The sequence below is a fragment of the Microbacterium sp. AC132 genome, from assembly GCF_979258525.1.
Genome location: NZ_OZ409862.1, coordinates 2,235,871 through 2,258,437, shown reverse-complemented (window position 1 = coordinate 2,258,437; position 22,567 = coordinate 2,235,871). Strand labels below are relative to the sequence as shown.

Annotated in this window: 23 protein-coding genes and 2 pseudogenes; 14 read left to right on the top strand and 11 right to left on the bottom strand. The window is 65.4% G+C overall.

The features are described from left to right. Positions 1 to 355: 355 nt before the first annotated feature. The 5 genes from ACZZZQ_RS10700 to ACZZZQ_RS10680 form a co-directional block, all read right to left on the bottom strand. Positions 356 to 655, bottom strand: a complete 300-nt coding sequence (locus ACZZZQ_RS10700; RefSeq protein WP_463507509.1) for a rhodanese-like domain-containing protein — start codon at positions 653 to 655, stop codon at positions 356 to 358. 35 nt (positions 656 to 690) lie between these two features. Next, positions 691 to 954, bottom strand: coding sequence for a hypothetical protein (locus tag ACZZZQ_RS10695; RefSeq protein WP_311258526.1), 264 nt, complete (start codon positions 952 to 954; stop codon positions 691 to 693). Continuing rightward, the gene (locus tag ACZZZQ_RS10690) at positions 951 to 1,403 is read right to left on the bottom strand and encodes a hypothetical protein (protein ID WP_311258525.1); all 453 of its coding nucleotides are present in this window, start codon (positions 1,401 to 1,403) and stop codon (positions 951 to 953) included. The genes ACZZZQ_RS10695 and ACZZZQ_RS10690 overlap by 4 nt, the downstream gene beginning before the upstream one ends. 13 nt (positions 1,404 to 1,416) lie before the next feature. Next, positions 1,417 to 1,842, bottom strand: a complete 426-nt coding sequence (locus ACZZZQ_RS10685) for a MarR family winged helix-turn-helix transcriptional regulator (protein WP_311258524.1) — start codon at positions 1,840 to 1,842, stop codon at positions 1,417 to 1,419. A 74-nt stretch (positions 1,843 to 1,916) separates the two neighbouring features. Beyond that, a complete protein-coding gene (locus ACZZZQ_RS10680) occupies positions 1,917 to 2,537 on the bottom strand; it encodes a TetR/AcrR family transcriptional regulator (RefSeq protein WP_311258523.1) in 621 nt (206 codons plus the stop codon). A gap of 130 nt (positions 2,538 to 2,667) precedes the next feature. Between ACZZZQ_RS10680 and ACZZZQ_RS10675 the strand changes: the two genes are divergently transcribed. The 4 genes from ACZZZQ_RS10675 to ACZZZQ_RS10660 all read left to right on the top strand — a co-directional run bounded on the left by ACZZZQ_RS10675 (position 2,668) and on the right by ACZZZQ_RS10660 (position 8,815). Then, a complete protein-coding gene (locus ACZZZQ_RS10675; RefSeq protein ID WP_311258522.1) occupies positions 2,668 to 3,984 on the top strand; it encodes an MFS transporter in 1,317 nt (438 codons plus the stop codon). Next, positions 3,984 to 5,813, top strand: a complete 1,830-nt coding sequence (locus tag ACZZZQ_RS10670) for a glycoside hydrolase family 3 protein (RefSeq protein WP_311258521.1) — start codon at positions 3,984 to 3,986, stop codon at positions 5,811 to 5,813. Before ACZZZQ_RS10675 ends, ACZZZQ_RS10670 begins: the two co-directional genes overlap by 1 nt. A 17-nt stretch (positions 5,814 to 5,830) precedes the next feature. After that, on the top strand, positions 5,831 to 8,383 hold the full coding sequence (locus tag ACZZZQ_RS10665) for an excinuclease ABC subunit UvrA (protein WP_311258520.1): 2,553 nt from the start codon (positions 5,831 to 5,833) through the stop codon (positions 8,381 to 8,383). 63 nt (positions 8,384 to 8,446) lie between these two features. After that, positions 8,447 to 8,815 (top strand): winged helix-turn-helix transcriptional regulator, encoded by a 369-nt coding sequence (locus ACZZZQ_RS10660; protein ID WP_285362845.1) that lies wholly within the window; start codon positions 8,447 to 8,449, stop codon positions 8,813 to 8,815. Here ACZZZQ_RS10660 and ACZZZQ_RS10655 read toward each other — a convergent pair. Beyond that, complete coding sequence (locus ACZZZQ_RS10655) at positions 8,802 to 9,308, bottom strand: CGNR zinc finger domain-containing protein (RefSeq protein WP_463507508.1); 507 nt, start codon at positions 9,306 to 9,308, stop codon at positions 8,802 to 8,804. The two genes, ACZZZQ_RS10660 and ACZZZQ_RS10655, sit on opposite strands and share 14 nt — an antisense overlap. A 46-nt stretch (positions 9,309 to 9,354) precedes the next feature. Between ACZZZQ_RS10655 and ACZZZQ_RS10650 the strand changes: the two genes are divergently transcribed. Then, positions 9,355 to 10,284 carry an AEC family transporter gene (locus ACZZZQ_RS10650; protein WP_463507507.1) on the top strand — a complete coding sequence of 310 codons (930 nt, stop codon included), beginning with the start codon at positions 9,355 to 9,357 and terminating at the stop codon, positions 10,282 to 10,284. A 40-nt stretch (positions 10,285 to 10,324) separates the two neighbouring features. Here the strand turns inward: ACZZZQ_RS10650 and ACZZZQ_RS10645 are convergent, their stop codons facing one another. Continuing rightward, positions 10,325 to 12,115, bottom strand: a complete 1,791-nt coding sequence (locus ACZZZQ_RS10645; RefSeq protein ID WP_311258519.1) for a glycoside hydrolase family 3 protein — start codon at positions 12,113 to 12,115, stop codon at positions 10,325 to 10,327. Positions 12,116 to 12,124: 9 nt separating this feature from the next. Next, positions 12,125 to 13,402 carry an MFS transporter gene (locus tag ACZZZQ_RS10640; RefSeq protein ID WP_463499156.1) on the bottom strand — a complete coding sequence of 426 codons (1,278 nt, stop codon included), beginning with the start codon at positions 13,400 to 13,402 and terminating at the stop codon, positions 12,125 to 12,127. Between the two features lie 93 nt (positions 13,403 to 13,495). On the opposite strand from ACZZZQ_RS10640, the pseudogene ACZZZQ_RS10635 reads away from it, so the two are divergent. The 5 genes and pseudogenes from ACZZZQ_RS10635 to ACZZZQ_RS10615 all read left to right on the top strand — a co-directional run. Beyond that, a pseudogene (locus tag ACZZZQ_RS10635) lies at positions 13,496 to 13,711 on the top strand (helix-turn-helix domain-containing protein); the annotation flags it as partial. A 102-nt stretch (positions 13,712 to 13,813) separates the two neighbouring features. Beyond that, positions 13,814 to 14,749: a TetR/AcrR family transcriptional regulator gene (locus ACZZZQ_RS10630; RefSeq protein WP_463508095.1), complete on the top strand. Its 936-nt coding sequence runs from the start codon at positions 13,814 to 13,816 to the stop codon at positions 14,747 to 14,749. Positions 14,750 to 14,816: 67 nt separating this feature from the next. Continuing rightward, positions 14,817 to 14,996 (top strand): annotated as a pseudogene (locus ACZZZQ_RS10625) (BlaI/MecI/CopY family transcriptional regulator); the annotation flags it as partial. A 71-nt stretch (positions 14,997 to 15,067) separates the two neighbouring features. Beyond that, the gene (locus ACZZZQ_RS10620; RefSeq protein ID WP_463508115.1) at positions 15,068 to 15,193 is read left to right on the top strand and encodes a hypothetical protein; all 126 of its coding nucleotides are present in this window, start codon (positions 15,068 to 15,070) and stop codon (positions 15,191 to 15,193) included. A gap of 3 nt (positions 15,194 to 15,196) precedes the next feature. After that, entirely contained in the window at positions 15,197 to 16,021 is an 825-nt protein-coding gene (locus tag ACZZZQ_RS10615; protein ID WP_463499147.1) for a M56 family metallopeptidase, read from the top strand. Between the two features lie 39 nt (positions 16,022 to 16,060). Here ACZZZQ_RS10615 and ACZZZQ_RS10610 read toward each other — a convergent pair whose 3' ends face one another. Then, complete coding sequence (locus ACZZZQ_RS10610; protein ID WP_463499144.1) at positions 16,061 to 16,276, bottom strand: hypothetical protein; 216 nt, start codon at positions 16,274 to 16,276, stop codon at positions 16,061 to 16,063. Positions 16,277 to 16,459: 183 nt separating this feature from the next. Between ACZZZQ_RS10610 and ACZZZQ_RS10605 the strand changes: the two genes are divergently transcribed. Genes ACZZZQ_RS10605 through ACZZZQ_RS10595 form a run of 3 tightly spaced genes read left to right on the top strand, consistent with a single transcriptional unit; the run spans position 16,460 to position 20,982 of the window. Continuing rightward, complete coding sequence (locus ACZZZQ_RS10605) at positions 16,460 to 16,687, top strand: heavy-metal-associated domain-containing protein (protein WP_463499141.1); 228 nt, start codon at positions 16,460 to 16,462, stop codon at positions 16,685 to 16,687. Next, positions 16,680 to 18,737, top strand: coding sequence for a cytochrome c oxidase assembly protein (locus ACZZZQ_RS10600; RefSeq protein WP_463499138.1), 2,058 nt, complete (start codon positions 16,680 to 16,682; stop codon positions 18,735 to 18,737). The genes ACZZZQ_RS10605 and ACZZZQ_RS10600 overlap by 8 nt, the downstream gene beginning before the upstream one ends. Next, positions 18,691 to 20,982, top strand: a complete 2,292-nt coding sequence (locus ACZZZQ_RS10595; RefSeq protein WP_463507506.1) for a heavy metal translocating P-type ATPase — start codon at positions 18,691 to 18,693, stop codon at positions 20,980 to 20,982. The genes ACZZZQ_RS10600 and ACZZZQ_RS10595 overlap by 47 nt, the downstream gene beginning before the upstream one ends. Positions 20,983 to 20,991: 9 nt before the next feature. Here the strand turns inward: ACZZZQ_RS10595 and ACZZZQ_RS10590 are convergent, their stop codons facing one another. Beyond that, positions 20,992 to 21,354, bottom strand: a complete 363-nt coding sequence (locus ACZZZQ_RS10590; RefSeq protein WP_311258514.1) for a winged helix-turn-helix transcriptional regulator — start codon at positions 21,352 to 21,354, stop codon at positions 20,992 to 20,994. 87 nt (positions 21,355 to 21,441) lie between these two features. Here ACZZZQ_RS10590 and ACZZZQ_RS10585 point away from each other — a divergent pair, with 87 nt between their 5' ends. Then, positions 21,442 to 21,843, top strand: a complete 402-nt coding sequence (locus ACZZZQ_RS10585; RefSeq protein ID WP_463499133.1) for a nuclear transport factor 2 family protein — start codon at positions 21,442 to 21,444, stop codon at positions 21,841 to 21,843. A gap of 67 nt (positions 21,844 to 21,910) precedes the next feature. Here the strand turns inward: ACZZZQ_RS10585 and ACZZZQ_RS10580 are convergent, their stop codons facing one another. Further along, positions 21,911 to 22,513, bottom strand: a complete 603-nt coding sequence (locus ACZZZQ_RS10580) for a DUF5134 domain-containing protein (protein ID WP_463507505.1) — start codon at positions 22,511 to 22,513, stop codon at positions 21,911 to 21,913. Between the last annotated feature and the right edge of the window lie 54 nt (positions 22,514 to 22,567).

The window sequence follows — 22,567 nt, the reverse complement described above, 5'->3', positions numbered from 1 at the left end:
GTCGCGGGCCACCTGAGTGCTGAGCCTGTCCCATGTCGTGAGCCTAATCGCGGCGTCAGGACCTCTGATCCTCTTTGCAGACGCTCGCACCCCCGCGATCCCGCTCGAGCACTGCTCAGACGCCAGATACCTACTCAGCCCCATCTCACTTCAACGTCTGGCCCATTGGCCACGATAAGACCAGTTATCCCGACTATCGGCGCAGTCCCATCCCACTCCCCTGTCTGGCCCTTTCCCGACGATAAGACCACTTATCGCAACTATTCGGCGCATACCTACGTGGCTCAGAACCCGGTTATCTCCCTGAGTCGCACTTTCTTAGCCACACACCCCGATGCCAGCAGGAGGATCACGGTCAATCCCCAGCAACGAGTTCGCCTCCCGTGGCGCGCCAGTCGACCAGGCCACGCGCCATGTTCACCGCGTCGTACCCGAACTCCCCAAGCAGGTTCGCCGCTCCGCTCGACAGCAAACCGCCTGTGCAGAACGTGATGAGTAACCGGTCCTCTGGCAGCTCACCCGCGCGTTCCTCGAGCTGCGCCAGCGGGATCAGCACCGCCCCCGGGATGTGATGCCGCCGCCACTCCTGTATTCGCCGGACGTCGACGATGAGGGCGCCGGCCGTCACGAGCACCCGCGCCTCTGCGGCGCTCACCGCGCACGGTCGGCGGAAGAAGTGTCGGGCCGACGTCACCGGCGATTCTCCGCGCGCACGTTGATGAGCGTAAGGATGCCGCCGAGCACGGGAACGAGAGCCATTAGGCGCGTCCGCAGCATCAGATCGCGCCCGAACAGCGCCGTCACCGCCACGGCGACGTAGAGTGCGCCGTGAACCGGGCCGATCGCAGGCGCCACCCCGTCAGCATGTACGAGGAACAGATTGACGAGCAGAACAACGATGCTCAGCAGTTCGAGCCCGGAAAGCACCTCGAGGGTACGCAGCAAGGGTCTCATTCCGCACCCGGCCGAACGATCATGATCACGACGACAGCGACCCACATCAAGTTGAAGACTCCCGTCAGTGCACGCAGGTTCGCGAGTCGCCGGGGATCAGACGCGGAGCCCAGCGCATCACGCTGCGCGGGCACGATCCTCAACACGAGCAGGGCTCCGGCGACGGCGGTGAGCACCATGGCGATGGTGATCCAGATCTCGCCGAGCCTCCCCTGCACGGCGGCGAGAACAAGGCCGACGAGAGGAACAGTCAGCGCCATTATGCCGTAGGTACGAGTGATTCGATGCAGCAGCTTGGCCGGTTCGACTCCACCGACCGGAGCGTCAGCGGCCGATGCAGTGCTCGACGCGGAGGGAGCGAATCGCGGGAAGAGACTCGTGGTGACGGCGACGGGGCCGATGAAGAGGATGCCGGCGACGACGTGCACGGACAGGAGTACGTTTTCCACACCTTTAGATTACCTAAAGGTTCTGGTCTCCCGCAAACGTCGCGATCAGATGGGCGTGCAAGGCATCGGAGAGTTGCGGATACTTCGCGGCGAATTCCTCGTCGAGCACGGCGATCCTCGCAGCAGCATCCGACAGGAGCCGCCCACCTCGACCGGTGACCTCCAGGTGAGACGCTGCACCGGCACGTGCCGTGGCATCGTCGACCAATCCGGCATCCTTCAACGCGGCGACCGCGATATGGGCGCTCGGCGCCGTGATTCGCGACCGGCGCGCCAGCTCGCTGAACGAGATACCCGGGGTGGCACGGATGTGTCCGAGCAACGCGTATTTGCGCGATGTGAGCCCGAGTGGCTTCAGGACATCAGCGAAAGATTCCTGCCAACCCGCAGCTACGGTGAGCAGCGCGATCGTGGGACTGAAAGGCGGAGTCTCTGACACCCGCTCAGGCTACCTGCCGCGACGGTCGTCGAGTCTCGGGCGCGAGGGCGCAGTCACACCCGCGTGACGGTGGTTCAGCCCCCATCACCCCACAACGGACAGAGCAAGACCGATTGGATCCACTCTTCCAGCGGCCGCGCGATCGACACACGCTCGGGATGCATGAGCCATTGCAACTGCAGACCCTCCTGCAACGCGATGAGGTCCCGAGCGAAGCTCTCGGGATCGATGCCAGGGCGAAGCAGTCCGACGCCTCGCACCTGAGTGAGCGCGCGCGAGGTGCCGGCGATGATCCGGGAGAAGTGTTCGCGGAAGTATTCGTGTGAAGGGTGGGACATCTCGGTGGCCTCAGCACTGAGCACGACGAAGAGTCTAACCATCGCCGGCCTGCCCTCATTCAGCCGAGCCAACCTGACCATCCCCCGAAGAACACCCAGACCTCCAGGCTCTTGCGATCCGCTCTCGACGAACACGGCCCTGTCGATCCGCTCGCGTTCAGCCAGAACGGCAAGAAGCAGATCCTCCTTCGATCGAAAGTGATGCAACAGGCCCGCGCGCGAGATTCCGACGTCCCCGGCGATCTCGAGGATGGAGGTGCCGTCGAAGCCTGCGCGCGAAAAGCTGCGGGTTGCGGCCTCCACGATCTCTGCGCGCCGCGCCACACCCTTCGGATACGTGCCCGTACTCAGTGTCACCACTCTCCTTCTGCAGGGTAAACATTAATCGGGATCATAAAACCAACACTAGTGTAGGTTTTGTGCTAGCGTGGCGTTCTCGCCGATGACCCGTCCGGCGCCCGCAGTTCACTTTGACGAAGGAGTCTCCGTGTCCACCGAATCCGCTGCGCCTCCGGCCCCCTCGGCCCCCGAGGCCCACTCCACCTCAGGGCCCCGTGGCCCACGGGAACCCCGCGGCTATGCCATCACCTTCTCCCTGGCGTACACCGGCCTTTTCTTCGCGATACTCACGCCGATCCTGGGCGGCCTCTCGGTGAAGCTGCAGTCGCTGGTCGGCCTCGAGGACGCTCCTCTCCAGCTCGGCCTCGTCACGGGAATCGGCGCTCTGTTCGCGCTTGTGGCGCAGCCGATCGCCGGGCGACTCTCCGATGCGACGATCTCGCGCTGGGGCATGCGCCGACCGTGGATCGTGATCGGCGTGGTCGGTACCTTCCTGAGCCTCGTCGGCGTCGGACTCGCTCCGAATGTCGTGGTGCTCACGGTCGCCTGGTGCGCCGCTCAGACCTTCACCAACTTCGCTCAGGCCGCCGAGGCGGCGTCGCTCGCCGATCAGGTTCCCGTGCGACGACGCGGATACGTCTCGGGACTCGCTGGAGCAGCGGTTCCGATCGCGATCCTCGCCGGAGCGACCAGCCTGAACTTCCTCCCAAACGACTTCTGGCGAGCCGCGGCCCCGGGAGCGGTGGGGCTCATCTTCGGGCTGTTGTTCGCACTCACCCTCAAGGACAAGGTGCGCTCCAAGCGCCCCAACGCACCGATGACGTTCTTCAACTTCATCAGCACGTTCCTCTTCAACCCTCGACGCATGCCGGATCTGGGATGGGCGTGGTTGACCAAGGCGATGATCATGCTCGGGTACGGGGCGGTCGGCACCTACCTGACTCTCTTCCTCGCGACCAGCTACGACATGGACATCCCTGAGCAGCTGCAGTTCAACCTCTCAGCCACCTTCGTCTCGGTCGCGTTCATGATCGCGGTGAGCATCATCGGCGGGAAGCTGTCGGATGTCGCGGGACGGCGTCGCGTGTTCGTCTCGATCGGCGGCGTCCTCGCAGGCGCCGGCATCCTGCTTCTCGCCGTCTCTCCGAATTTCGGTACAGGCGGTCTCACGGTGATCCTTGTCGCCGAAGCCCTTATCGGCGCCGGCATGGGTCTGTTCTTCGCGGTGGATGCCGCCCTGTGCATCGACGTGCTTCCGGACGATGGGAACACCGCGAAGTACCTCGGCATCCTGAACATCGCCAACACGTTGCCCGCGATGGTCGCACCGCTCATCGCCGGCGTCATCTTCATCCCCCTGGGACAGACGCTGTTCGGCGCCGGCTACACACTGTGGTTCGTCGTCGCGGGGCTTGTCGCCATCGCCGGCGGCGTACTGGTCTTCCGAGTCAGAGGAGTTCGTTGATGCCCACCCTTCGCCATCCTTACCAGGATCCGACCCTCAGCCCCGAGCAACGCGCAAGGGATCTGGTCTCGCGGATGACCCTCGAGGACAAGGCCGGAGCCATGTTCCGAGCGATCGTCGCGGTCGGTCCCGTGGGCCGTCCCTCGTCGGCATTCAGTTTCCCCTCGCTGACCTCGCTCGTCATCAATCACCGCATCACCGATCTCTATGTCGTCGGCGACGCAGACGATGCCGCGGGATTCGTGAAATGGGTCAACGAGGCTCAGGAGCTCGCGTTGGGATCGACCCTGCCGATTCCGATCACATTCTCCAGCGATCCCCGACACGGGTTCATCGAGAATCCCGGCACCGCTGCGCTCTCGAGCATGTTCTCCCAGTGGCCCGAGAGCTTGGGTCTCGCGGCATTGCGTTCACCGGAACTCGTCGAACGCTTCGCCGACATCGTTCGACAGGAGTATGTGGCGGTGGGACTCCGCGGCGCACTGCACCCACAGATCGACGTCGCCACCGAGCCGCGGTGGGCTCGCGCGGGAGCCACGTTCGGTGAAGATGCCGAGCTCACGTCGGCACTCGGCGCCGCGTACATCCGCGGGCTCCGGGGAGGCGAGCTCGGGTCGCACTCCGTCGCTGCCATGGCCAAGCACTTCCCCGGTGGCGGCCCTCAGAAAGACGGCGAGGATCCACACTTCGTCTACGGCAAGGAACAGGTGTATCCGGGTGGTCGGTTCGAGTACCATCTGAAGCCGTTCCGAGCAGCGATCGATGAAGGCGTCGCGGAGATCATGCCTTACTACGGCATGCCGGTAGGCACGAAGTTCGACGAAGTGGGGTTCGCGTTCGAGAAGGCGATCGTCACGGGTCTCCTCCGACAGGAACTCGGCTTCACCGGGACTGTGTGCACAGACTTCGGGCTGCTCACCGATGTCGAGATCCTCGGCAGCGACATGCCCGCTCGGGCGTGGGGGCTCGAAAGCACCACCCGCCAGGAACGGATCGCCCGCCTGATCGATGCCGGCGTCGACCAGTTCGGTGGAGAGATGTGCACGGAAGAATTGGTCGCGGCCGTGCGCAAGGGGCTGGTCTCCGAAACTCGTGTGGACGAATCCGTTGTGCGCCTCATGACTCTCAAGCTGCGTCTGGGGCTCTTCGAATCCCCCTACGCCGACCCGAAGCAAGCGATTCAGATCGCCGGCTCCGCAGACTTCCGGCAGGAGGGCGAGAAGGCTCAACGCGAAGCCATGACAGTTCTCACCAATCGACGCGATCCCGGCGGCACACCCACCTTGCCCGTCACCGAAGGACGGCGCCGCGTCTACGCGGAGAACCTCACTGTTCCGCCGGGACTCGATTGGGACATCGTCGATGATCCTGCTGCCGCCGATCTGTGCATCCTCCGCCTGAGCTCACCGTTCGAATCGCGAGGGGTGGGATTCGAGGCTTTCTTCCACGCGGGCTCTCTCGAGTTCCCCACGGCGGAGATGGACAGGCTCGTCGCTGTGTGCGAGGCAGCACCGACCATCGTCGCGATCACCCTCGATCGCGCGACCGTGCTCGGACCGCTGGCGGATCACGCAGCTGCCATCGTCGTCAACTACGGGGCGTCGGATGCGGCCGTGATCGATGTTCTGACGGGAGTAGTCACCCCGAAGGGGCGCCTGCCGTTCGATCTCCCTTCCTCCATGGAAGCGGTCGAGCAGAGCCGGGAGGATGTGCCCTTCGATACCGAGGAGCCGCTCTTCCGGTGCGGGCATGGTCTTGACTACGCCGAATCCGCCACCCACGTCGCCGACGGTAAAGTTCACGAGGAAGCCGCGTCGACCCGGCACTGATCCCGAGGAGGCCACGGATGCGATTCGCCGATGACGGAACACATCAGCCAGGGTCCCCCAATGTCGTCGAGGTCCGCGGGGCACGCGTCCACAACCTCAAGAACATCGACGTCGATGTCCCGTTGCGCGGCCTGGTGGCGATCGCCGGGGTATCCGGTTCCGGCAAATCGTCGCTCGCGATGGGAGTGCTCTACGCGGAGGGCTCCCGGCGCTACATCGAAGCGCTCTCCACCTACACGCGGCGACGGATGTCGCAGGCGACGCGGGCGGATGTCGACTCCGTGCGCCACGTCCCGGCCGCTCTGGCACTCCGACAGCGTCCGGGAGTTCCGGGTGTGCGGTCGACCTTCGGCACGTCGACTGAACTGCTGAACGTCATCCGGGTGCTGTTCTCCCGGCTCGGCTCGCATGTGTGCCCGAAGGGGCACCGACTCGAGCCGACGATCGACGTCGCCGCCAACCTCGACCTGGTGTGCCCCGAATGCGGGGCGGTTTTCACCCCGCCCGGTGCAGAGACGCTCGCGTTCAACTCCGAAGGTGCGTGTCCGATGTGCACCGGGACGGGCATCGTCCGGGCCGTCGACGATCGCTCCCTCGTACCCGACCCGTCGTTGACCATCGCCGCGGGCGCCGTGGCCCCGTGGGGAATGTTCGGCCTCACCGTGATGCCGCAGGTCGTCGCCGAGTTCGGCGTGCGCACCGATGTTCCCTATGCAGAGCTCTCCGACGCTGAGCGGGAGATCGTTCTGCACGGTCCGGAAGAAAAGAAGCACATCGCCGTGCGCTCCAAGAACGGCAAGCTCTTCGAGCTGGACTTCACCTACCGCAACGCGCGACTCGCGGTTCAGGAGGCGCTCAACAATGCGGAGAGCGAGAAGGGGCTGGCCCGAGTCAACAGGTTCATCACGTCGCAGACGTGCACGGCCTGCCAGGGCACGCGCCTGAGCGACGCGGCGAGACTCCCCCGCGTCGCCGGCAGGAATCTGGCCGAGGTGACCGCGATGTCTCTCGACGACGTCACGCCGTGGCTGCAGAGCATCCCCGCGACTCTCCCGCAGGAGATGCAGACGATGACCATGTCGATCATCGGCCAGTTCGCGCAGATGGCGACGCGACTGATCGAACTCGGTCTGGGTTACCTGAGCCTCAATCGCTCCAGCTCGAGCCTCTCGACAGGGGAACGGCAGCGAGTGCAACTGGCCAGAGCCGTGCGCAATGAGACCACGGGGGTCCTCTACGTCCTCGACGAGCCGTCCGTGGGACTCCATCCGGCGAACGTCGACGGCCTGATCGGAGTGATGCGCGATCTGCTGTCGAACGGCAACTCGGTGGTACTCGTCGACCACGACGTGCAGGTGCTCCGCGAGGCGGATTGGATGATCGAGATCGGCCCGGGGTCAGGGGCTGCCGGCGGCACTATCCTCGCCGCCGGCACTGTGGCAGACCTCGGCACACTGCCCGAATCGCTGATCGGCGGATTCCTCGCCGATCGTGAGCCGCTGCTGGTGCGCGACCGCGCCGAAGAGGGAGATGTCTTCGCTCATGGCCGCATGGAACTGCGCACGCGGGCTTTGCACACCGTGCACCCCCTCGACAGCGCGATACCTCGCGGTCGCCTGACCGCAGTGACGGGGATGTCAGGCTCGGGGAAGACCACCCTGGTTTTGGAGAGCCTGGTCCCGGCGCTGCAATCGCTCATCGGCGATACGAGCCGCCCTGCACATGTCCTCGATCTCACCGCGCCTGGCATCGCGCACGTACACATCGTGGATGCCGCGCCGATCGGCACGAACGTGCGCTCCACCATCGCCACGTACAGCGGAGCCCTGGACGATCTCCGCAAGGCCTATGCGGCGTCACCCGATGCTCGGGCGCACGGACTCAAGGCCGCCGACTTCTCCTACAACACCGGGTCTCTGCGCTGTCCACGTTGCGAGGGCACCGGCCAAGTCGTCCTGGATGTGCAGTTCCTTCCTGATGTCGACATCTCGTGCCCCGACTGCGCCGGTAGCAGGTACGGCGCTGAGGGCCACGCGATCCGGCGAGCCGGATCCGATGCTCCGCCGATCTCGCTTCCCGCACTTCTCGGGCTCACCGTCGCACAGGCATTGCCGCACGTGACGGACCTTGCGAAGGTGCGGAAGAAGCTGCAGACGTTGATGGATCTCGGGCTCGGATATCTCACGCTCGGCGAAGACACCCCCGCGCTGTCCGGTGGAGAGGCGCAGCGGCTGAAACTCTCCACAGAACTCGGGCGCGATCAGTCCGATTCGCTCTTCGTTCTGGATGAACCCAGTGTCGGTCTTCATCCGTCGGACACGCGCGTGCTCCTGCGGGTGCTCGATCGACTGCTCGAACGCGGAGCAACGGTGATCGTGATCGAGCACGACCTCGACGTGATTGCGAACGCCGATTACGTCATCGACATGGGGCCTGGCGGCGGAGTCGCCGGGGGACGAATCGTTGCGACTGGCACTCCCGAGCAGATCGCCGCTGCGACGGAAAGCGCGACCGGTCGCTATCTCGCGGCCGCGTTCACGCGTCATCCCACCGGCAGCTCAGAAGCGTAGAGGCCATTGCTGCACCGAACGCAACGAGTACATCTCATGCACTGAAGGCCGTATCCTGAGCCCATGAGATTCGATCATTGCGCACTGCAGGAGTGCGGCGTCGCGCGGTTCCTCAGCCTGCTCGACGGCCCCTGGGCGACGCTCATCGTGCGCGAGCTTCTGAAGAAGCCGCACCGGTTCAACGAGCTCCTCTCGGCACTGCCGGGAATCAGTGCCCACACGCTCTCGAGCCGACTGCGCAAGTTCGAAGCGCACGAGCTGGTGACCCGCACCGCCTACGCCGAGATCCCTCCTCGCGTCGTCTACGAGCTGACGCCGGTGGGGATGCAGCTGCGCCCGGTGCTCGACGCGATGAATGCCTGGGCGATGACCGTCCCGCCCCACCTCTTCGGCCTCGATGAGGAACCGACGCCTACGCTCACCGCTGACTGACCGGGGCCCGGTGGCGGCGAACGGCATCGTAGTTGCCGCACTTCGCCGAACAGTAAGAGCGCCGTCCATTACGACTGGTGTCCACGTACACGACAGGGCAGCGATCCCGCAGGCAGACGCCCAGACGAGACCCCTCCGACTCGACGACGAAGAGCGCGAGCCCACCGGCGGTGACAGCACGCACACGTGCGACGACATCCTGGGCATCAGGGGCGAAGTGCAGGTGCGGACGGAGCCCGCCGTGGGTCGTGAGATACGGACTCGTTGCGCCGGCCAGGAGGAGGCGATTGATGGTGTCGCAACGCTCGTCTGCTGTTGCAGCGAGGAACACCGGGACGATCTGATCCGCCCATTCCCGTAGCTGCTCGCCGTCGCGCTTGTCCAGCTCTGCCCGCCGGATCTCATGGTCCGCAAGAACGGTGGCCGCAGCGCCGACGTCCCAGCCCCGCCGTGCGAGGGTCACGAGATCCGCGGCGAGCAGCGGGCCGGTCATGTTGTCATGGTTGAACTGCATTGACCCATTGCATCACAGTGAGGAGATGGACGTCATCACCACGGGGATCGCCCCGATCATCCTGCTCCTCGGGGGCGGTCTGATCCTTCGGTGGCGCGTGCTGACAGACGCCGGGTTCTGGACGGGACTGTCGTGGGTGAGCTACTGGGTCTTCACTCCCGCGCTCTTTCTCACCTCCATCAGCGGCGCAGATCTCGCGGCCGTGCCCGCGGGGCCGCTTGCGCTCAGCGTCGGCATTCCCACGCTGCTGGTAGCCGCACTGTCGGTCGGTGTGGCGCTCCTCACCCGAGCGAATGGCCCCCAGCTCACCTCCCTGATGCAGGGCTCCATCCGCATCAACACCTACGTCGGGCTGGTCTTCGCATCAGCGCTGCATGGGCAAGAAGGAGTGGCGACGTTCGCACTCGCCAGCGCCATCGTCGTACCGCTGGTGAACGTGATCTGCGTCACGACGCTCTCGCTCTTCGGCAAAAGGGACACAGGACGGCGGCGCCTCGCGCTGTGGAGAGATCTCGCATCGAATCCCCTCATCCTCTCCTGCCTGGCCGGAGTCGCGCTCAATCTGGGCGACATCGAGATGCCTGCGGTCCTGCAGACGACGATCGAGATGATCGCGGCCCCCGCCCTCGTCGTCGGCACCATGGTCGCCGGCGCCGCACTGCGATTCACGTTCCGCCCGCGAGACCTGGTCGATGTCGGTACCGCTGTTCTCCTCAAACTACTCGCGCTGCCGCTCGCGGCGATGTCCATCGCGCTGGCGTTCGGAATCACCGGCGCGACCCTCACGAGCATCATTCTCATCACGGCGGTCCCGACTGCGCCCAGCGCCACCGTCCTTGCATCGCGGATGGGGGGCGACACTCGGCTCGTGGCGGCCATCACCGGCATTCAGACCGTGCTCGCCGTCGCCACGATCCCCATGCTGCTCATTCTTGCTGGCACCCTGTCCGCGTGAGGAGATCACGCGGACAGGGTCGTTCGTGCGGGCGGGCGGGTCAGCGCACCCCGTACCCCAATCCGTGTCCGAAGCGCAGCAGCGGGTCAGCAGTGTCGAACGGAACATCTGAGCGCGATGCTTCGACCGCCGCCATGCTGGACGGCAGATCGAAGGGGAGGCGACCCCTCGGCGCATCGTGACCGAACAGCACGTCGAGCACCGCGCGCGGGTGGGCACCGTAGTTGGCGACGACCGCATGCGCCGATTCCAGGATCGGGGTGAGGATCGCCGGACGATCGAGGAAGACATCGACGACCGTGGTTGTCGACGCGCTCAGCTGAGCGATGTGCGACACGGTCTCGTCATCCATCGCGAGCGAGCCCGCATGGAAGTAGTTCTCGAAGGCCGTGGAGCGCTTCTCATACGGTGCATGGATGCGCACGATGGCGAGGTCCGCCTCGAGCGGATCGGTGACGACAGTGCCGTACTCCGCAGCGACATCCTCGGGGATGCCCTCGACGTACAGGCGCCGTCCCTCCGCGGCGGGCAAAGCGGAGCGCCCACCCTCGGAACGGTTCGTGAGCAGCGTCAACGACGCACGCTGAGCCGCGAGGCCCGCGGCGATGAACGCGGGCGCACCGACCACACGAGACGCCTCCACCGGATCGACGTACGGGTCGTCGAAGAGACCGAGCACGAATTTCTCGGCGAGGAGCCTGCGCGCCGAGACATCGAGCCGAGATTCCGAGATTTCACCCGCCTCAACCAACTCGACGAGCATCTCGGGACATGCTTCTCCGCCGAACTGATCCACGCCCGCATCGACGGCCTTGCGCATCCGCTGCCGCGGGGTGAGGTCTTCCACACCCCAGGCCCGCGCGGGGAATGGTTCTCCCTCGACCGTCGCGTCGTTGATCAGACCCCAATCTGTGCAGACGATTCCGTCGAAGCCCAGCTGTTCGCGAAGAAGTTCCGTGATGATCGAGCGGTTGAACCCGAAGCCCACTTCTTCGTACTCCGTGCCGACCGGCATGCCGTAGTACGGCATCATCTGCGACGCACCTGCGGCGATCGCCGCACGGAACGGCTCCAAGTGCAGATCGAACCGACCGCCGGGATACACCTGCTCGCGTCCGTAGGCGAAGTGCGGGTCCTCGCCATCCTTCTGCGGCCCGCCGCCCGGGAAGTGCTTGGCCATCGTCGCGACCGAGTCCCGTCCGAGCGCCTCGCCCTGGAAGCCCTGGATGTACGCGACACCGAGCCGACTCGTCAGTTCGACGTCTTCACCGAAAGTATCGAGCTGGCGCGCCCAGCGCGGCTCGGTGGCGAGATCGATCTGCGGGTGCAGAGCAACACGGATGCCGACGGCGAGATACTCCTGGCGAGCGATGTCAGCGAACTGCCGAACGACGCCCTCGTCTCGGATCGCGGCGAGCCCCAGGGCTTCCGGCCACACGGAGAACGCCCCGGCGAGAAGTCCGGCGAGCGGATTGTCGCTGTAGGAATTCCGAGGGTCGGTCGACACCGTCACCGGAATCCCGAGCCGCGTGGTGAGCGCTAGGTCTTGTATGTGATTGTTCCAGCGCGCCATCGCCTCCGGCGACCCTCCGGTGAGGAGGTTGAAGTGACTCATGTGCCGATGTGACACATACTCCGCGTTCGATGGGAGGTCGAACTCTTCATCACCATCGGAGAGTGCACCGTCCTCCCCCATCGAGATCATGGCGTGGAAGAACAGGCCGGCCTTCTCCTCCAGCGTCATCTGGGCGAGGAGGATCTCCACCCGCTCCTCGACCGGAAGACTGCTGTCGCGGAAGCGTACGTCGATGCTCTGATTGTCGGAATCCATGAGTGCGCCTTACTTCGTGCCCTTGACTCGGAAGATGAGAACTGCGCCCGCCAATGCGGCAGCCGCGCCGACCAGGTAGAACAACGAGTAGCCGCCGATCGCGGTCGCCGCGCCCAGCGCGATGACTCCCGGTGCGATGGCCGGAGCGATGGACTGCGGCAGCGCATTGGCGATGTTGATGACGCCGAGGTCCTTGGCCGTGTCTTCGACATCGGGGAGCACCTGCGTCGCCAGGGCGAGCGAGACCGAGAGGAAGGACCCGATGCCGAGTCCGATCAGTCCCTGACCGACGATCACCATCTCGACGGTCGGCGCGAAGGCGAGCACGACGAGCCCGGCCACCATGATGATGCCGGCGGCGAGGACGAACGGCTTCCGGCGCCCGAGCTTGTCGGAGAGGTAACCCGCGAGCGGCCCGGAGATCGCCTGCGCGCCGACTGCCGCGAGGTTGCAGATCAGGACGGCCGTGATGGCCTCTGCTTCCGTCAGGAGGAACTTGTCGGTCAGATAGAGCGGCAGATAGGTGGCGATACCGGCGTAACCGAACATCACCAGGAATGTCGTGAGCCAGGTCCAACCGAAGTCGGGGTTCTTGCGAGGGTTGAAGACGAAGGATCCGGCGAAGTCCTTCCAGCCGTAGCTCGTCGACGGCGGCGTGAGACGCACCCCATCCTTCAGCAGCATCGCGAACAGCACCGTCAACACCAGACCGATGAGCGCGGGTACCGCGAATCGCGAGAGATCCGAGTCGAGGAAGTTGACCGCGAACGTTCCGCCCAGGATGCCGAGCGACGTGGTGATCCCGATGATTCCTGACGCGAGGCCGCGCTTCCATACCGGCATGCGATCCGCGATGGTGGCGTTCAACGCTGCCAGCGTGCCATTGAGGGCGGCCTGCGCGACGCACCATCCCACGAGCACCATCCACACCTCGCTCGCCAGACCGATCGTCACGAGAGCCGCGAATCCGACCACGGCACCGAGGATCAGCCAAGGCCGTCGCATACCGAAGCGCGACATGGTGCGGTCCGACAGGCGCCCGACGAGCGGATTGAAGATGATCGCGAAGAGCGTGCCGACGCCCATGACGAGGCTGAGCGCGGCGACCGACTCGCCGCGGTTCGCGGTGATGTGCTCGAGCTTGAAGGCCAGTGAGACGAACACGGGTGTGAGCAGCGCCAGGTACACGCCGAAGTTGGCGAGACCCAGCGTCGGCAGATACGCCGGAGAGACGGGGCCGGCCGGCAGGGACCGGGTGAGAGGCGTGGTGGTGGAGGGTTCAGTCATCGTCGACTCCTTGGTCGCGCCCGAAGGGGGTGGGCTCGGACCAGAGTAACGCAAATTCGAACAAATTGTAAGTCAATGCCGATCTATTCGTAGATGAAACGCGCGTGCGATCATGAGACGGTGAGATCTTCCGAGCACGCTTCGTCCCGCACCGCATCGACCGCGCTGACGCGACAGCGGATTCTCGCTTCAGCCAGAGCGCTGATCGGCTCGCGAGGCGGCGCACAGGTCTCACTCGAGGACATCGCGGCTGCATCTGAGATCACGCGCCCCGGGCTCCTCGGCCACTTCCGCTCGATGGATGCGCTGATGACAGCGGTGGAAGCCGAGTTCTGCGCGGAAACCGGACTGCAGATGTCGACTGGTGTCCATTCCTGGGCAAACCTGTTGGAGATCCCGGACTATCGCTCGATGTCCGTACAGTTCTTGAGCCTCGCATTGACGACCGATTCACCATCACCGTCCGCGGCCTGCCACCACAGGCAGCTCCTCGAGTCAACCGAGAGCCTCCTCATCCAGCGTTCCGCCTCGACCTCGCTGACCCCTCAAGGGCTCGTCGCCGCGTGGGAGGGGCTGCTCGTACTGCAGGCATACTTCCCGTCGCTCGATCCCGCTCGAATCGTCCAGGCGCGCCTCGATCCATCGCACGCCCGGCCGTCAACACCCTCCTCCCGCACGGCCCCCGCATCCCCGGAATCGCTGATCCCCGACCAGTTCGGCTATGCGCGTGGTCGCTCCCGTCGGCGGGAAATCGTCGAAGACGCCACCATGCTCTTCGCCCGCAACGGATACCACGGAACCACCATCCGGCAGCTCGCATCCGAGGTGGGCATCTCCGCGTCCACACTTCTCCACCACTTCGGACACAAGGCGGGCCTGCTTGCGGAGGTGCTTCGCCACCGAGACGAGCAGCTCGTTCATCGGCGCGGTCAGCGGGACATGGATGCGCGCACGGAGCTCGCAGAGCTCGGCGATGAGGCGCGCCGGGATCTGGACGTGGAGCGAGGGCTCGTAGACATGTACGCCGTGCTCTCCACCGAGGCCATTCACCCCGACCATCCAGCGCACGCCTACTTCACCGATCGCTACTCCCGCACGATCGACTACTTCGAGGGCCTCATCGCGAACAGCGACTCCGGGTCTCCGGATCCACGGCTCGATGCCGTGTGGCTCGTCGCGCTGTGGGACGGACTGCAGTATCAACTGATCCTGAGTCCTGACGATATGGATCTCCCCACACAGCTGGATCATCACATCCAGACATCCCTGGGAATCGCTCCGGCCACGAAGAGCTCAACCCCTGACGAACCTCACGCGCCGGATGAGCGCACATCCTCCAAGGTGTAATACAGTAGCTACCAGGTTTGTAGAGTAATCCGATTCGGACCTCATACCCCAGTCGCACGGAGGAGCCATGGCCGGAGAGAGAACTCGAGAGCGAGGCGAGCTCGAGGGCGAGGTCATGCGGCTGCTCTGGCAGCACGTGGATCCCATGAGCGCGCGCGACCTGCAGGAGCTTTTCACCGGACAGGTGCCCGCGTACACGACCCTTCTCACGGCGCTCACCCGCTTGGAGAAGAAGGGGCAGGTCGTCCGCTCGGGAGACTCCCCCGGAAGGTGCGCTTTCAGGCCGCGCGCTCGGGAGAAGAGTTCACGAGCGATTCGATGCTCTCCGCCTTGGATCGGGCAGGAGACCGCCACGCGGCACTGCTCGCCTTCGCCGGAACGCTTGACGACGACGACGTCGCGCTGCTGAAATCCGCGTTCGGTCGGAAGTCCTCGAAGCGCTAGCAGATGCTCTTCTGGGTTGTGCTGGCCTGCGGCATCGCATCGATCACGGTCGCCCTCCTCGCACCCCTTCTGCTCACCGTGGGACGCTGGCAACTTCTACACCCGCGTACCGCGCTCTCGGTGTGGTTCGGGGCGTTCTTCACCGGCATCGCACTGGCCCTCGCCGGGCTGATCATCGGCGTCGCCGGCGCCGTCGTCGCCTCGCATACCCCGACCGGTTCAGAAACGCTGTTGATGACGATCCTCGGCTGGGCCGGCTTGGGCGCCTTCGGCGCGATCGCCGCTTTCGTCGCCGTGTCCGCCGAGCCGGTCCTCTCCTCCGAGACAGGGGCGCTGCATTCGCTGGCACCGATCGCCATCAGCCGCGAACAGCGACGCGGGTTCACCCTGGTCCGGTTCGAATCGGATCAGCCGATCGCCTTCGCCGCATCAGGCAGACCGTCCGAGATCCTGCTGTCGACGGGCATGGAGTCGCTGCTCCCCTCCGCTCAGTTGCAAGCCGTCCTCGCTCATGAGTACGCGCACCTGAGGCAACACCATGCGTGGGCCACGCGAATCGCTCGGATCAACGCTCTCTGCCTCCCGCGAACACACTCCGCGCGCGCGCTGCGAAGAGCCACCACGCTTCTCGTCGAACTGGCTGCGGACGACCAGGCAGCGCGCCTCGCCGGACCCGCGCATCTGGCGAACGCTCTCTCAACGCTCGCTGCAGCATCGAACGATGTCGGTCTGGAGCTTCGCGCCGAGAGGCTCGTGGACAAACGATGGCCGGGCGCCGTCAAGCGTCGACGGCCCCCCGCTGCCTTCGCCAGCGATTCCTCGGCGTGAGGCGGCTCTGGATCGCACCTGCTCTCGCATCGTGGCTGTTCAGGCCCGAGGCTTCCAGCCGCACGCACGGATCACCCATGACCACGCCGCGCGCGCCCGTCGACGGATCCGATGGAAGAGAAATCTCGTCGCATCCCATTCCTCAGCGAGAGTGGACGGGCGGTCATCCTCATCCCTCGGGGGCGCAGTGAGTCCGATGACCAGGATCAGCACCAGGAGCGCCACCAGCAGCATGACGGCGGAGATCATGCTCACTTTCGCGACTCCGTCATCTGACTCACCTCTTCGATTCCGCCTCTCAGGAGATCGGCGATACGGGCCTCATCGAGATCCGAAGCAGGTAGTGTTAACGCTACATCCGGTAGTTATCCCCGCCATCGCGGCGCGCTGATAAAACTACAGGATGTAGACTTGAATGCAGTAAAGAGTGGAGTGGAAATGTCGGAGTTCACATTCGAGGTCACCGGAATGACGTGCGAGCACTGCGAGCACGCGGTGGGATCAGAACTGTCCCAACTTCCCGGTGTCCAGAACGTCGTCGCGGATGCGACGACCGGACGCGTGAGTGTCACCCACGATCTCCCGGTGGACCGGAGTTCCTGGGAAGCCGCGGTCGGTGAGGCCGGGTACAAAGTGGGTTCGTGGCCTGTACGCCACGATGCGTGAAGATTCTGCCTCGAAGGCCCCCAGCGATCCCGCTCTACTGCGCCCGTCCCGTCGCCTCCTGATCGGGGGCGGCATCGTCGCTGCCATCTTCGGGATAGGTCTGCCCGTCGGCATCACTGTCGCACTCGGGGAGGCGCCCTACAAGAAGCTCTTCCAGTCGTTCCCCGGCCTTGATGTCGGGGTAGTGACCACCGCGCTCTTAGTGGCGGCGGACGCCGGGATTCTGCTGAGCATGGGCATCCTCGCCTACCTGCTGTTCTTGCGCGCCACGCCCGCGAAACGCGCGATGCGCTTCGAGTACGGCTTCGAACTCCGCGCTCTCCGAGTCACTGCATCGATCTGGGCGGCGAGCGCCGCGGGCCTGGCCGTGTTCGAGTCCTTCGATGCTAGTGGTGCGCAGCTCGAGCGCATCCTCGAGCCGGGAGCACTCGCGTTCCTGTTCGAGGCGAGCACTGCCCCCATCGCGTGGACGATCAGCCTCGGAGGGGCACTCATCGTCCTGTTCGCGTCGTTCTTCGTCGATCGCTGGACGGGAATGCTGATCCCGCTGTGGGCATCTTTCCTCGCCACGCTCGCTCCGGTCGTGTCGGGGCAGGTCCTCGTCGGCCCCGATCACGATTTCGGCGGCGATGCTGCCGTCTTCCAATCGCTCGCGGTCAATCTGCTCTTCGGCGTCGTCGCGGTCTACTGGCTTCGGGTGTGCTCCGGTCGGTTCATCGACCCCGAGTCCCTTCGGCGCCTCTTTCTCCTGGCGGCGATCCTGCTGCCGGTCATCGCCGCGTCCGACGTCGTCATCACCTTGTTCAAGCTCGCCGGGACACCCCTCCTCGGGGCTCTGACCGGCTGGCTGATCGTCGGGCGATGGGCCGCATTTCTCATCGTCGCGATCCCTCTGATCGCGCTTCGCGCTCTCTGGCGCCGCGCACGCGTCCGCGCGGAACATATCGTCGCATGCCTCTCCGTCGCGTCCTTCGGCGTCATCGCCTGGGTAGGCACCACAGCCGCAATGACCCGGCAACCCCCGCCGCAGTACTTCGTGCCGACGACCATCTCGCAGACCTTCATGGGTTTCGAGGTCGCAGATGCGCCGAGTATCGAGGTGCTGTTCGGGCATTGGCGACCGAACGTGCTGTTCCTGGCGATCGCGACGGTCGGGATCGTCGTGTACCTGCTCGCCGTACGTGCGCTGCACCGCCGTGGCGACCACTGGCCGCCCGGGCGAACCGTCGCGTGGCTGCTTGGCTGGGCGATCATCATCTTCGCGACCAGCTCAGGCTTCGGCAAGTACTCGGCGCCGGACTTCGGCATCCACATGATCGTCCATATGAGCCTCAACATGCTGGCACCCGGCATGCTCGTGCTCGGCGGGATCGTCACGCTGCTCCTGCGTGCAACGCGCTCGGTGCCCGAATCACCCGTGGGGCCGCACGACTGGATCACTTGGGTGCTGCACTGGCGAGTGCTCCAGTTCCTCTACAACCCCCTGATCGTGTTTGTGGTGTTCATCGGCTCGTACTACGGGCTGTACCTCACGGGGATCTTCGGCGACTACATGCGCTTCCACTGGGCGCATCAGTTGATGAATCTCCACTTCCTGATCGTCGGCTATCTGTACTACAGCCTCATCATCGGGGTCGATCGCCCGCCCCGCCCGCTCCCCCATGTGGGAAAGCTGGGGTACGCGCTGGCCGCGATGCCCTTCCACGCGTTCTTCGGCATCATCCTGATGACGAGCACGACCCTGATCGCCGAGAATTTCTACCTCTACCTCAGGCTCCCGTGGGCTGACCTTCCCGCGCAGCAGTATCTCGCGGGCGGTGTCGCCTGGGCGGGAGGAGAGATCCCGCTCCTGATCGTCATCATCGTGCTTCTGATCCAATGGGGTCGCCAGGACTCGAAGGAAGCACGGCGCAAGGACCGGCACCTCGACACGGGGAGGGATGTGGAGTTCGACGCCTACAACGAGATGCTGCGCCAGCTCTCCGCCCGCTCCGCAGCGAGCGATGAACTACGCCCGGGCCCGCAGCCCGAGAAGGAGCCACAGAGATGACCCCCCGACTACGCGAGAACTCGAAACCCCCTTCGAGCTCGACGTCTCCGGCATGACCTGCGCGGCGTGCGCCGGTCGTGTCGAACGCGCTCTGAACAAGCTCGACGGCGTCACCGCAACCGTCAACTACGCGACGGAGCGGGCCGTGCTGACCGGCATCTCGACCGAGGAGTCGGCACGCGCGATCGCGCAGATCGAGAGCGCGGGCTATGGCGCCCATCTGCGAGACGGATCAGATGATGCCTGGTCGCAGCGTGCCACTGAGTTCCGGATCTCCTCGCTCCGGCGACGACTGGCGGTGGCCGCACTCCTGACCGTCCCGCTGATGGACATCACCCTGGTCCTGGCCCTCGTCCCCGGATGGCGGTTCCCCGGCTGGGAGTGGGTCTGCGTGCTGCTCGCACTGCCGATCGTCACCTGGGCCGCGTGGCCGTTCCACCGCGCGACCTTCCGCAATCTGCGTCACGGCATGGTCAGCATGGACACCCTGGTGTCTCTGGGCATCGCGGCGTCGTTCGGCTGGGCGGTGGCGACACTGCTCTTCGGCGTGGGTGCCGGGTCGGAGGGCTATTGGCTCGGCTTCGGCTCGACCCCCGAGGGCGCCGACTCGATCTACCTCGATGTGGCCGCGGGCATGACCACCTTCCAGCTCGCAGGCAGATACTTCGAGACACGCTCCCGCCGGAAGGCCGGAGACGTGCTCGGCGCACTGAGCGCACTCGCTGCCACGCATGTGCGAGTGCTGCGCGACGGGGTCGAGACGGTGGAGCCGGCCGGCCAGCTGCGCTCCGGTGACGTGTTCGTGCTCCTGCCTGGCGAGACCGTCCCCGCTGATGGTGTCGTCCTGAGCGGCAGCGCAGCCGTCGACGCGAGCATGATGACGGGCGAGCCGATGCCGATCTCGGTCACCAGCGGAGACACCATCACCGGCGGCACCATCAGCACCGACGGCCGGCTCGAGGTGCAGGCGACCTCAGTCGGCGCGCACACCCAGCTCGCCCAGATGGCTGCGCTCACCGAGCAGGCGCAGGCCCGCAAGGCCGATGTGCAGAAGCTGGTCGACCGCGTGGTGACCTGGTTCGTTCCCGTAGTGATCGGACTCGCCATCGTCGTCGGGATCGCGTGGGCACTGAGCGGCGCCCCCGACGACAAGGCAATCGGCGTCGGGATCAGCGTGCTGATCATCGCCTGCCCCTGTGCGCTCGGACTCGCTACCCCCACCGCGCTGATGGTCGGCATCGGGCGCGCTGCGACGCTCGGCATCCTGATCAAGGGGCACGACGCTCTGGAGGCATCAGGCGCGGTCACGACCGTGGTTCTCGACAAGACGGGCACACTCACCACCGGCACGATGACGGTGCAGGACACGGCGGTGTTCGACGTGGAGCCGCACGAGATGTGGAGGCTCGCCGCCTCCGCCGAACGCGGCTCGGAGCACGCGATCGCACGCGCCATCGAGCGTGCGGCCGCACCGTTCTCGACCGATCTGCGCCCGCTCAGCGAATTCACGGCGAAGCCAGGACTCGGCGCTGTCGCCACGATCGACGGCACCCGTGTCGTCATCGGCAACGTCTCACTGATCGAAAGCGAGGCGGTGCGCTTCCCGGCCGAGGCCCGCGCGGCCGTCGAACGTTTCGAGAACGATGGCCACACGACCGTGCTCGTCGCCGCTGACGATGTCGTGATCGGCGTGCTCGCGCTGTCGGATTCCCTCAAGCCTCGCGCGGCTGACGCTGTCAAGGCTCTCCGCGAGCAGGGGCTGGAGATCCTGCTGCTCACCGGCGACTCTCCGGCGGCTGCGGCGCGCATCGCTGCCGAGCTCGGCGTTGATGGGGTCCACGCCGGGGTGCTTCCGGCGCAGAAGGCGGACGTGATCTCGACACTGCAGGCTCAGGGCAAGCGCGTCGCGATGGTCGGCGACGGCGTCAACGACGCGGTCGCACTGGCCACCGCCGACCTCGGCCTCGCGATCGTCACCGGCACGGACATCGCCCTCAAAGCGGCCGACATCATCCTGGTCCGGGATGACCTGCTCGTCATTCCCGACGCGATCGCGATCTCGCGCAAAACGCTGCGGACGATCAAGATGAACCTCGTCTGGGCGTTCGGTTACAACGTCGCGGCGATTCCTATCGCCGCCGCGGGCCTGCTCAACCCTCTGATCGCCGCCGCCGCGATGTCGCTGTCCTCGGTGTTCGTCGTCTACAACAGCCTCCGTATCCAGAAGGTGCGCGGCTCGCGCTGACTCCCCTGACTAACGCAGGTCGTACGCCTCTCGCGCCACGAGCACCTCTTCGATGTGACTCTCCGCCCACAATCCCAGCGCGGTCAACGGCTCGCGCAGCGTGAGCCCGAGCGGCGTCAGCGCGTACTCGACACGGGGCGGCATCTCGTCGTAGGCCGTGCGCGTCAGAAGACCATCGCGCTCCAGATCGCGAAGCGTCTCCGCGAGCACCTTCGCGCTGATGCCGCCGACGCGATCTCGGATCGTTCCGAACCGCGCCGGCCCGTCACTCAGAGCGATCACGATCATGGCTGTCCACTTGTTGGCCACCCGTGCCAACGATGTGCGCGATGGACACGTCGCCAGCATCACGTTCCAGACAGGATCAGCCATTTCGGAAACCCACTCCCTTAGTTACGTTGAGGTAACAGGTTACCATATGTAACCATGGTGACGTACCACTCATCCAAGGAGAGAATCATGACTGACACCACCCCCGCCGGCATCGCCACCACGTACTTCGACGCGCTCGCCAAGGGTGACATTCCCACCGTGATGGCGCAGTTCAGCCCCGACGTCGTCTGGTACCAGCCCGGCGGCCACCAGTTCTCCGGCCAGCACACGGGCATCGACGGCGTCGGCGCCCTCCTCGGCGGCATGATGGAGGCGAGCGAAGGAAGCTTCGCCCTCGTCGTCACCGGTCCGGCGATGGTCAACGGCGAGATGGTCGCGCTTCCCGTGCGATTCTCGGGCACCCGCACGGGCACCTCGATGGACATGGCCGGCGTCGACCTGCTCACGGTTCGCGACGGCAAGATCGTCGCAGTCCACCTGTTCTCCGAAGACGGCACCAGCGAAGACGCCTTCTGGGGCCAGAGCTGATCGACAGTCACGCGTGCGGGTGAGGCCGGACTCCCGCCTCACCCGCACGCGTGACTTCGCCGCGCAGTCAGCCGTTCATCAGCACCAGCATCCACCCCATGCCCGCCGCCATCGCGATGTGACAGACAGAGTGAATGCGATGATGCGACGACCGAAACAGGCGCCAGACCCACCACACCGTGGCGGCGACGCACAAGGCGATGAACATCCCATTGACAGCGTCCGCCCACACAGGCGTCGACTCAAGGGCGAATCCGCCACCGCCGTGGTGCTCCGCATGAGCCCCACCGGCATCGTCAGACATGTCCATCCCGGCCATGAGCAGGGGCATCGCGGCGAGCATCCAGATCATCGCAGCGTCGAGCACGATGTGGCCGACGAGGTCGACCGCCTGCGCTCCGTTCGCCCCACGGAAAGAGGGCACCAGGGCCAACGCCAGGATGGCGAAGATGGCCACCTGCGCCCAGGTTACTGCATCCCATACTGTCCACCAGGTCATGACGATCATCGCGACGCTCATGATGCCGTGCGTGATGTCGATCAGGTCCGTGTCCGTCAGTGCGGAACCCTCCGACCGCGTGCGCGAGCGTGCGGCGAGTCCCCAGAAACAGATGATGGCGGTCATCACGAAGAGCAGAGTGAGGAGGATGTTCCAGGGTGCGGCGATCACGGCTTCAGTTTAGTACTACATTATGTAGATATCTGATTCCGCCCAGTGAAAGGC

Excerpts from the sequence above, each read along its gene's own strand:
- ACZZZQ_RS10660 (WP_285362845.1), top strand. The coding sequence starts at position 8,447 with ATGAGATTCGATCATTGCGCACTGCAGGAGTGCGGCGTCGCGCGGTTC.
- ACZZZQ_RS10655 (WP_463507508.1), bottom strand. The coding sequence starts at position 9,308 with ATGACCGGCCCGCTGCTCGCCGCGGATCTCGTGACCCTCGCACGGCGG.
- ACZZZQ_RS10590 (WP_311258514.1), bottom strand. The coding sequence starts at position 21,354 with ATGGCTGATCCTGTCTGGAACGTGATGCTGGCGACGTGTCCATCGCGC.
- ACZZZQ_RS10620 (WP_463508115.1), top strand. The coding sequence starts at position 15,068 with ATGCTCTCCGCCTTGGATCGGGCAGGAGACCGCCACGCGGCACTGCTC.
- ACZZZQ_RS10650 (WP_463507507.1), top strand. The coding sequence starts at position 9,355 with ATGGACGTCATCACCACGGGGATCGCCCCGATCATCCTGCTCCTCGGG.
- ACZZZQ_RS10665 (WP_311258520.1), top strand. The coding sequence starts at position 5,831 with ATGCGATTCGCCGATGACGGAACACATCAGCCAGGGTCCCCCAATGTC.
- ACZZZQ_RS10600 (WP_463499138.1), top strand. The coding sequence starts at position 16,680 with ATGCGTGAAGATTCTGCCTCGAAGGCCCCCAGCGATCCCGCTCTACTG.
- ACZZZQ_RS10605 (WP_463499141.1), top strand. The coding sequence starts at position 16,460 with ATGTCGGAGTTCACATTCGAGGTCACCGGAATGACGTGCGAGCACTGC.
- ACZZZQ_RS10595 (WP_463507506.1), top strand. The coding sequence starts at position 18,691 with ATGAACTACGCCCGGGCCCGCAGCCCGAGAAGGAGCCACAGAGATGAC.
- ACZZZQ_RS10695 (WP_311258526.1), bottom strand. The coding sequence starts at position 954 with ATGAGACCCTTGCTGCGTACCCTCGAGGTGCTTTCCGGGCTCGAACTG.
- ACZZZQ_RS10670 (WP_311258521.1), top strand. The coding sequence starts at position 3,984 with ATGCCCACCCTTCGCCATCCTTACCAGGATCCGACCCTCAGCCCCGAG.
- ACZZZQ_RS10640 (WP_463499156.1), bottom strand. The coding sequence starts at position 13,402 with ATGACTGAACCCTCCACCACCACGCCTCTCACCCGGTCCCTGCCGGCC.
- ACZZZQ_RS10630 (WP_463508095.1), top strand. The coding sequence starts at position 13,814 with ATGTCCGTACAGTTCTTGAGCCTCGCATTGACGACCGATTCACCATCA.
- ACZZZQ_RS10615 (WP_463499147.1), top strand. The coding sequence starts at position 15,197 with ATGCTCTTCTGGGTTGTGCTGGCCTGCGGCATCGCATCGATCACGGTC.
- ACZZZQ_RS10585 (WP_463499133.1), top strand. The coding sequence starts at position 21,442 with ATGACTGACACCACCCCCGCCGGCATCGCCACCACGTACTTCGACGCG.
- ACZZZQ_RS10645 (WP_311258519.1), bottom strand. The coding sequence starts at position 12,115 with ATGGATTCCGACAATCAGAGCATCGACGTACGCTTCCGCGACAGCAGT.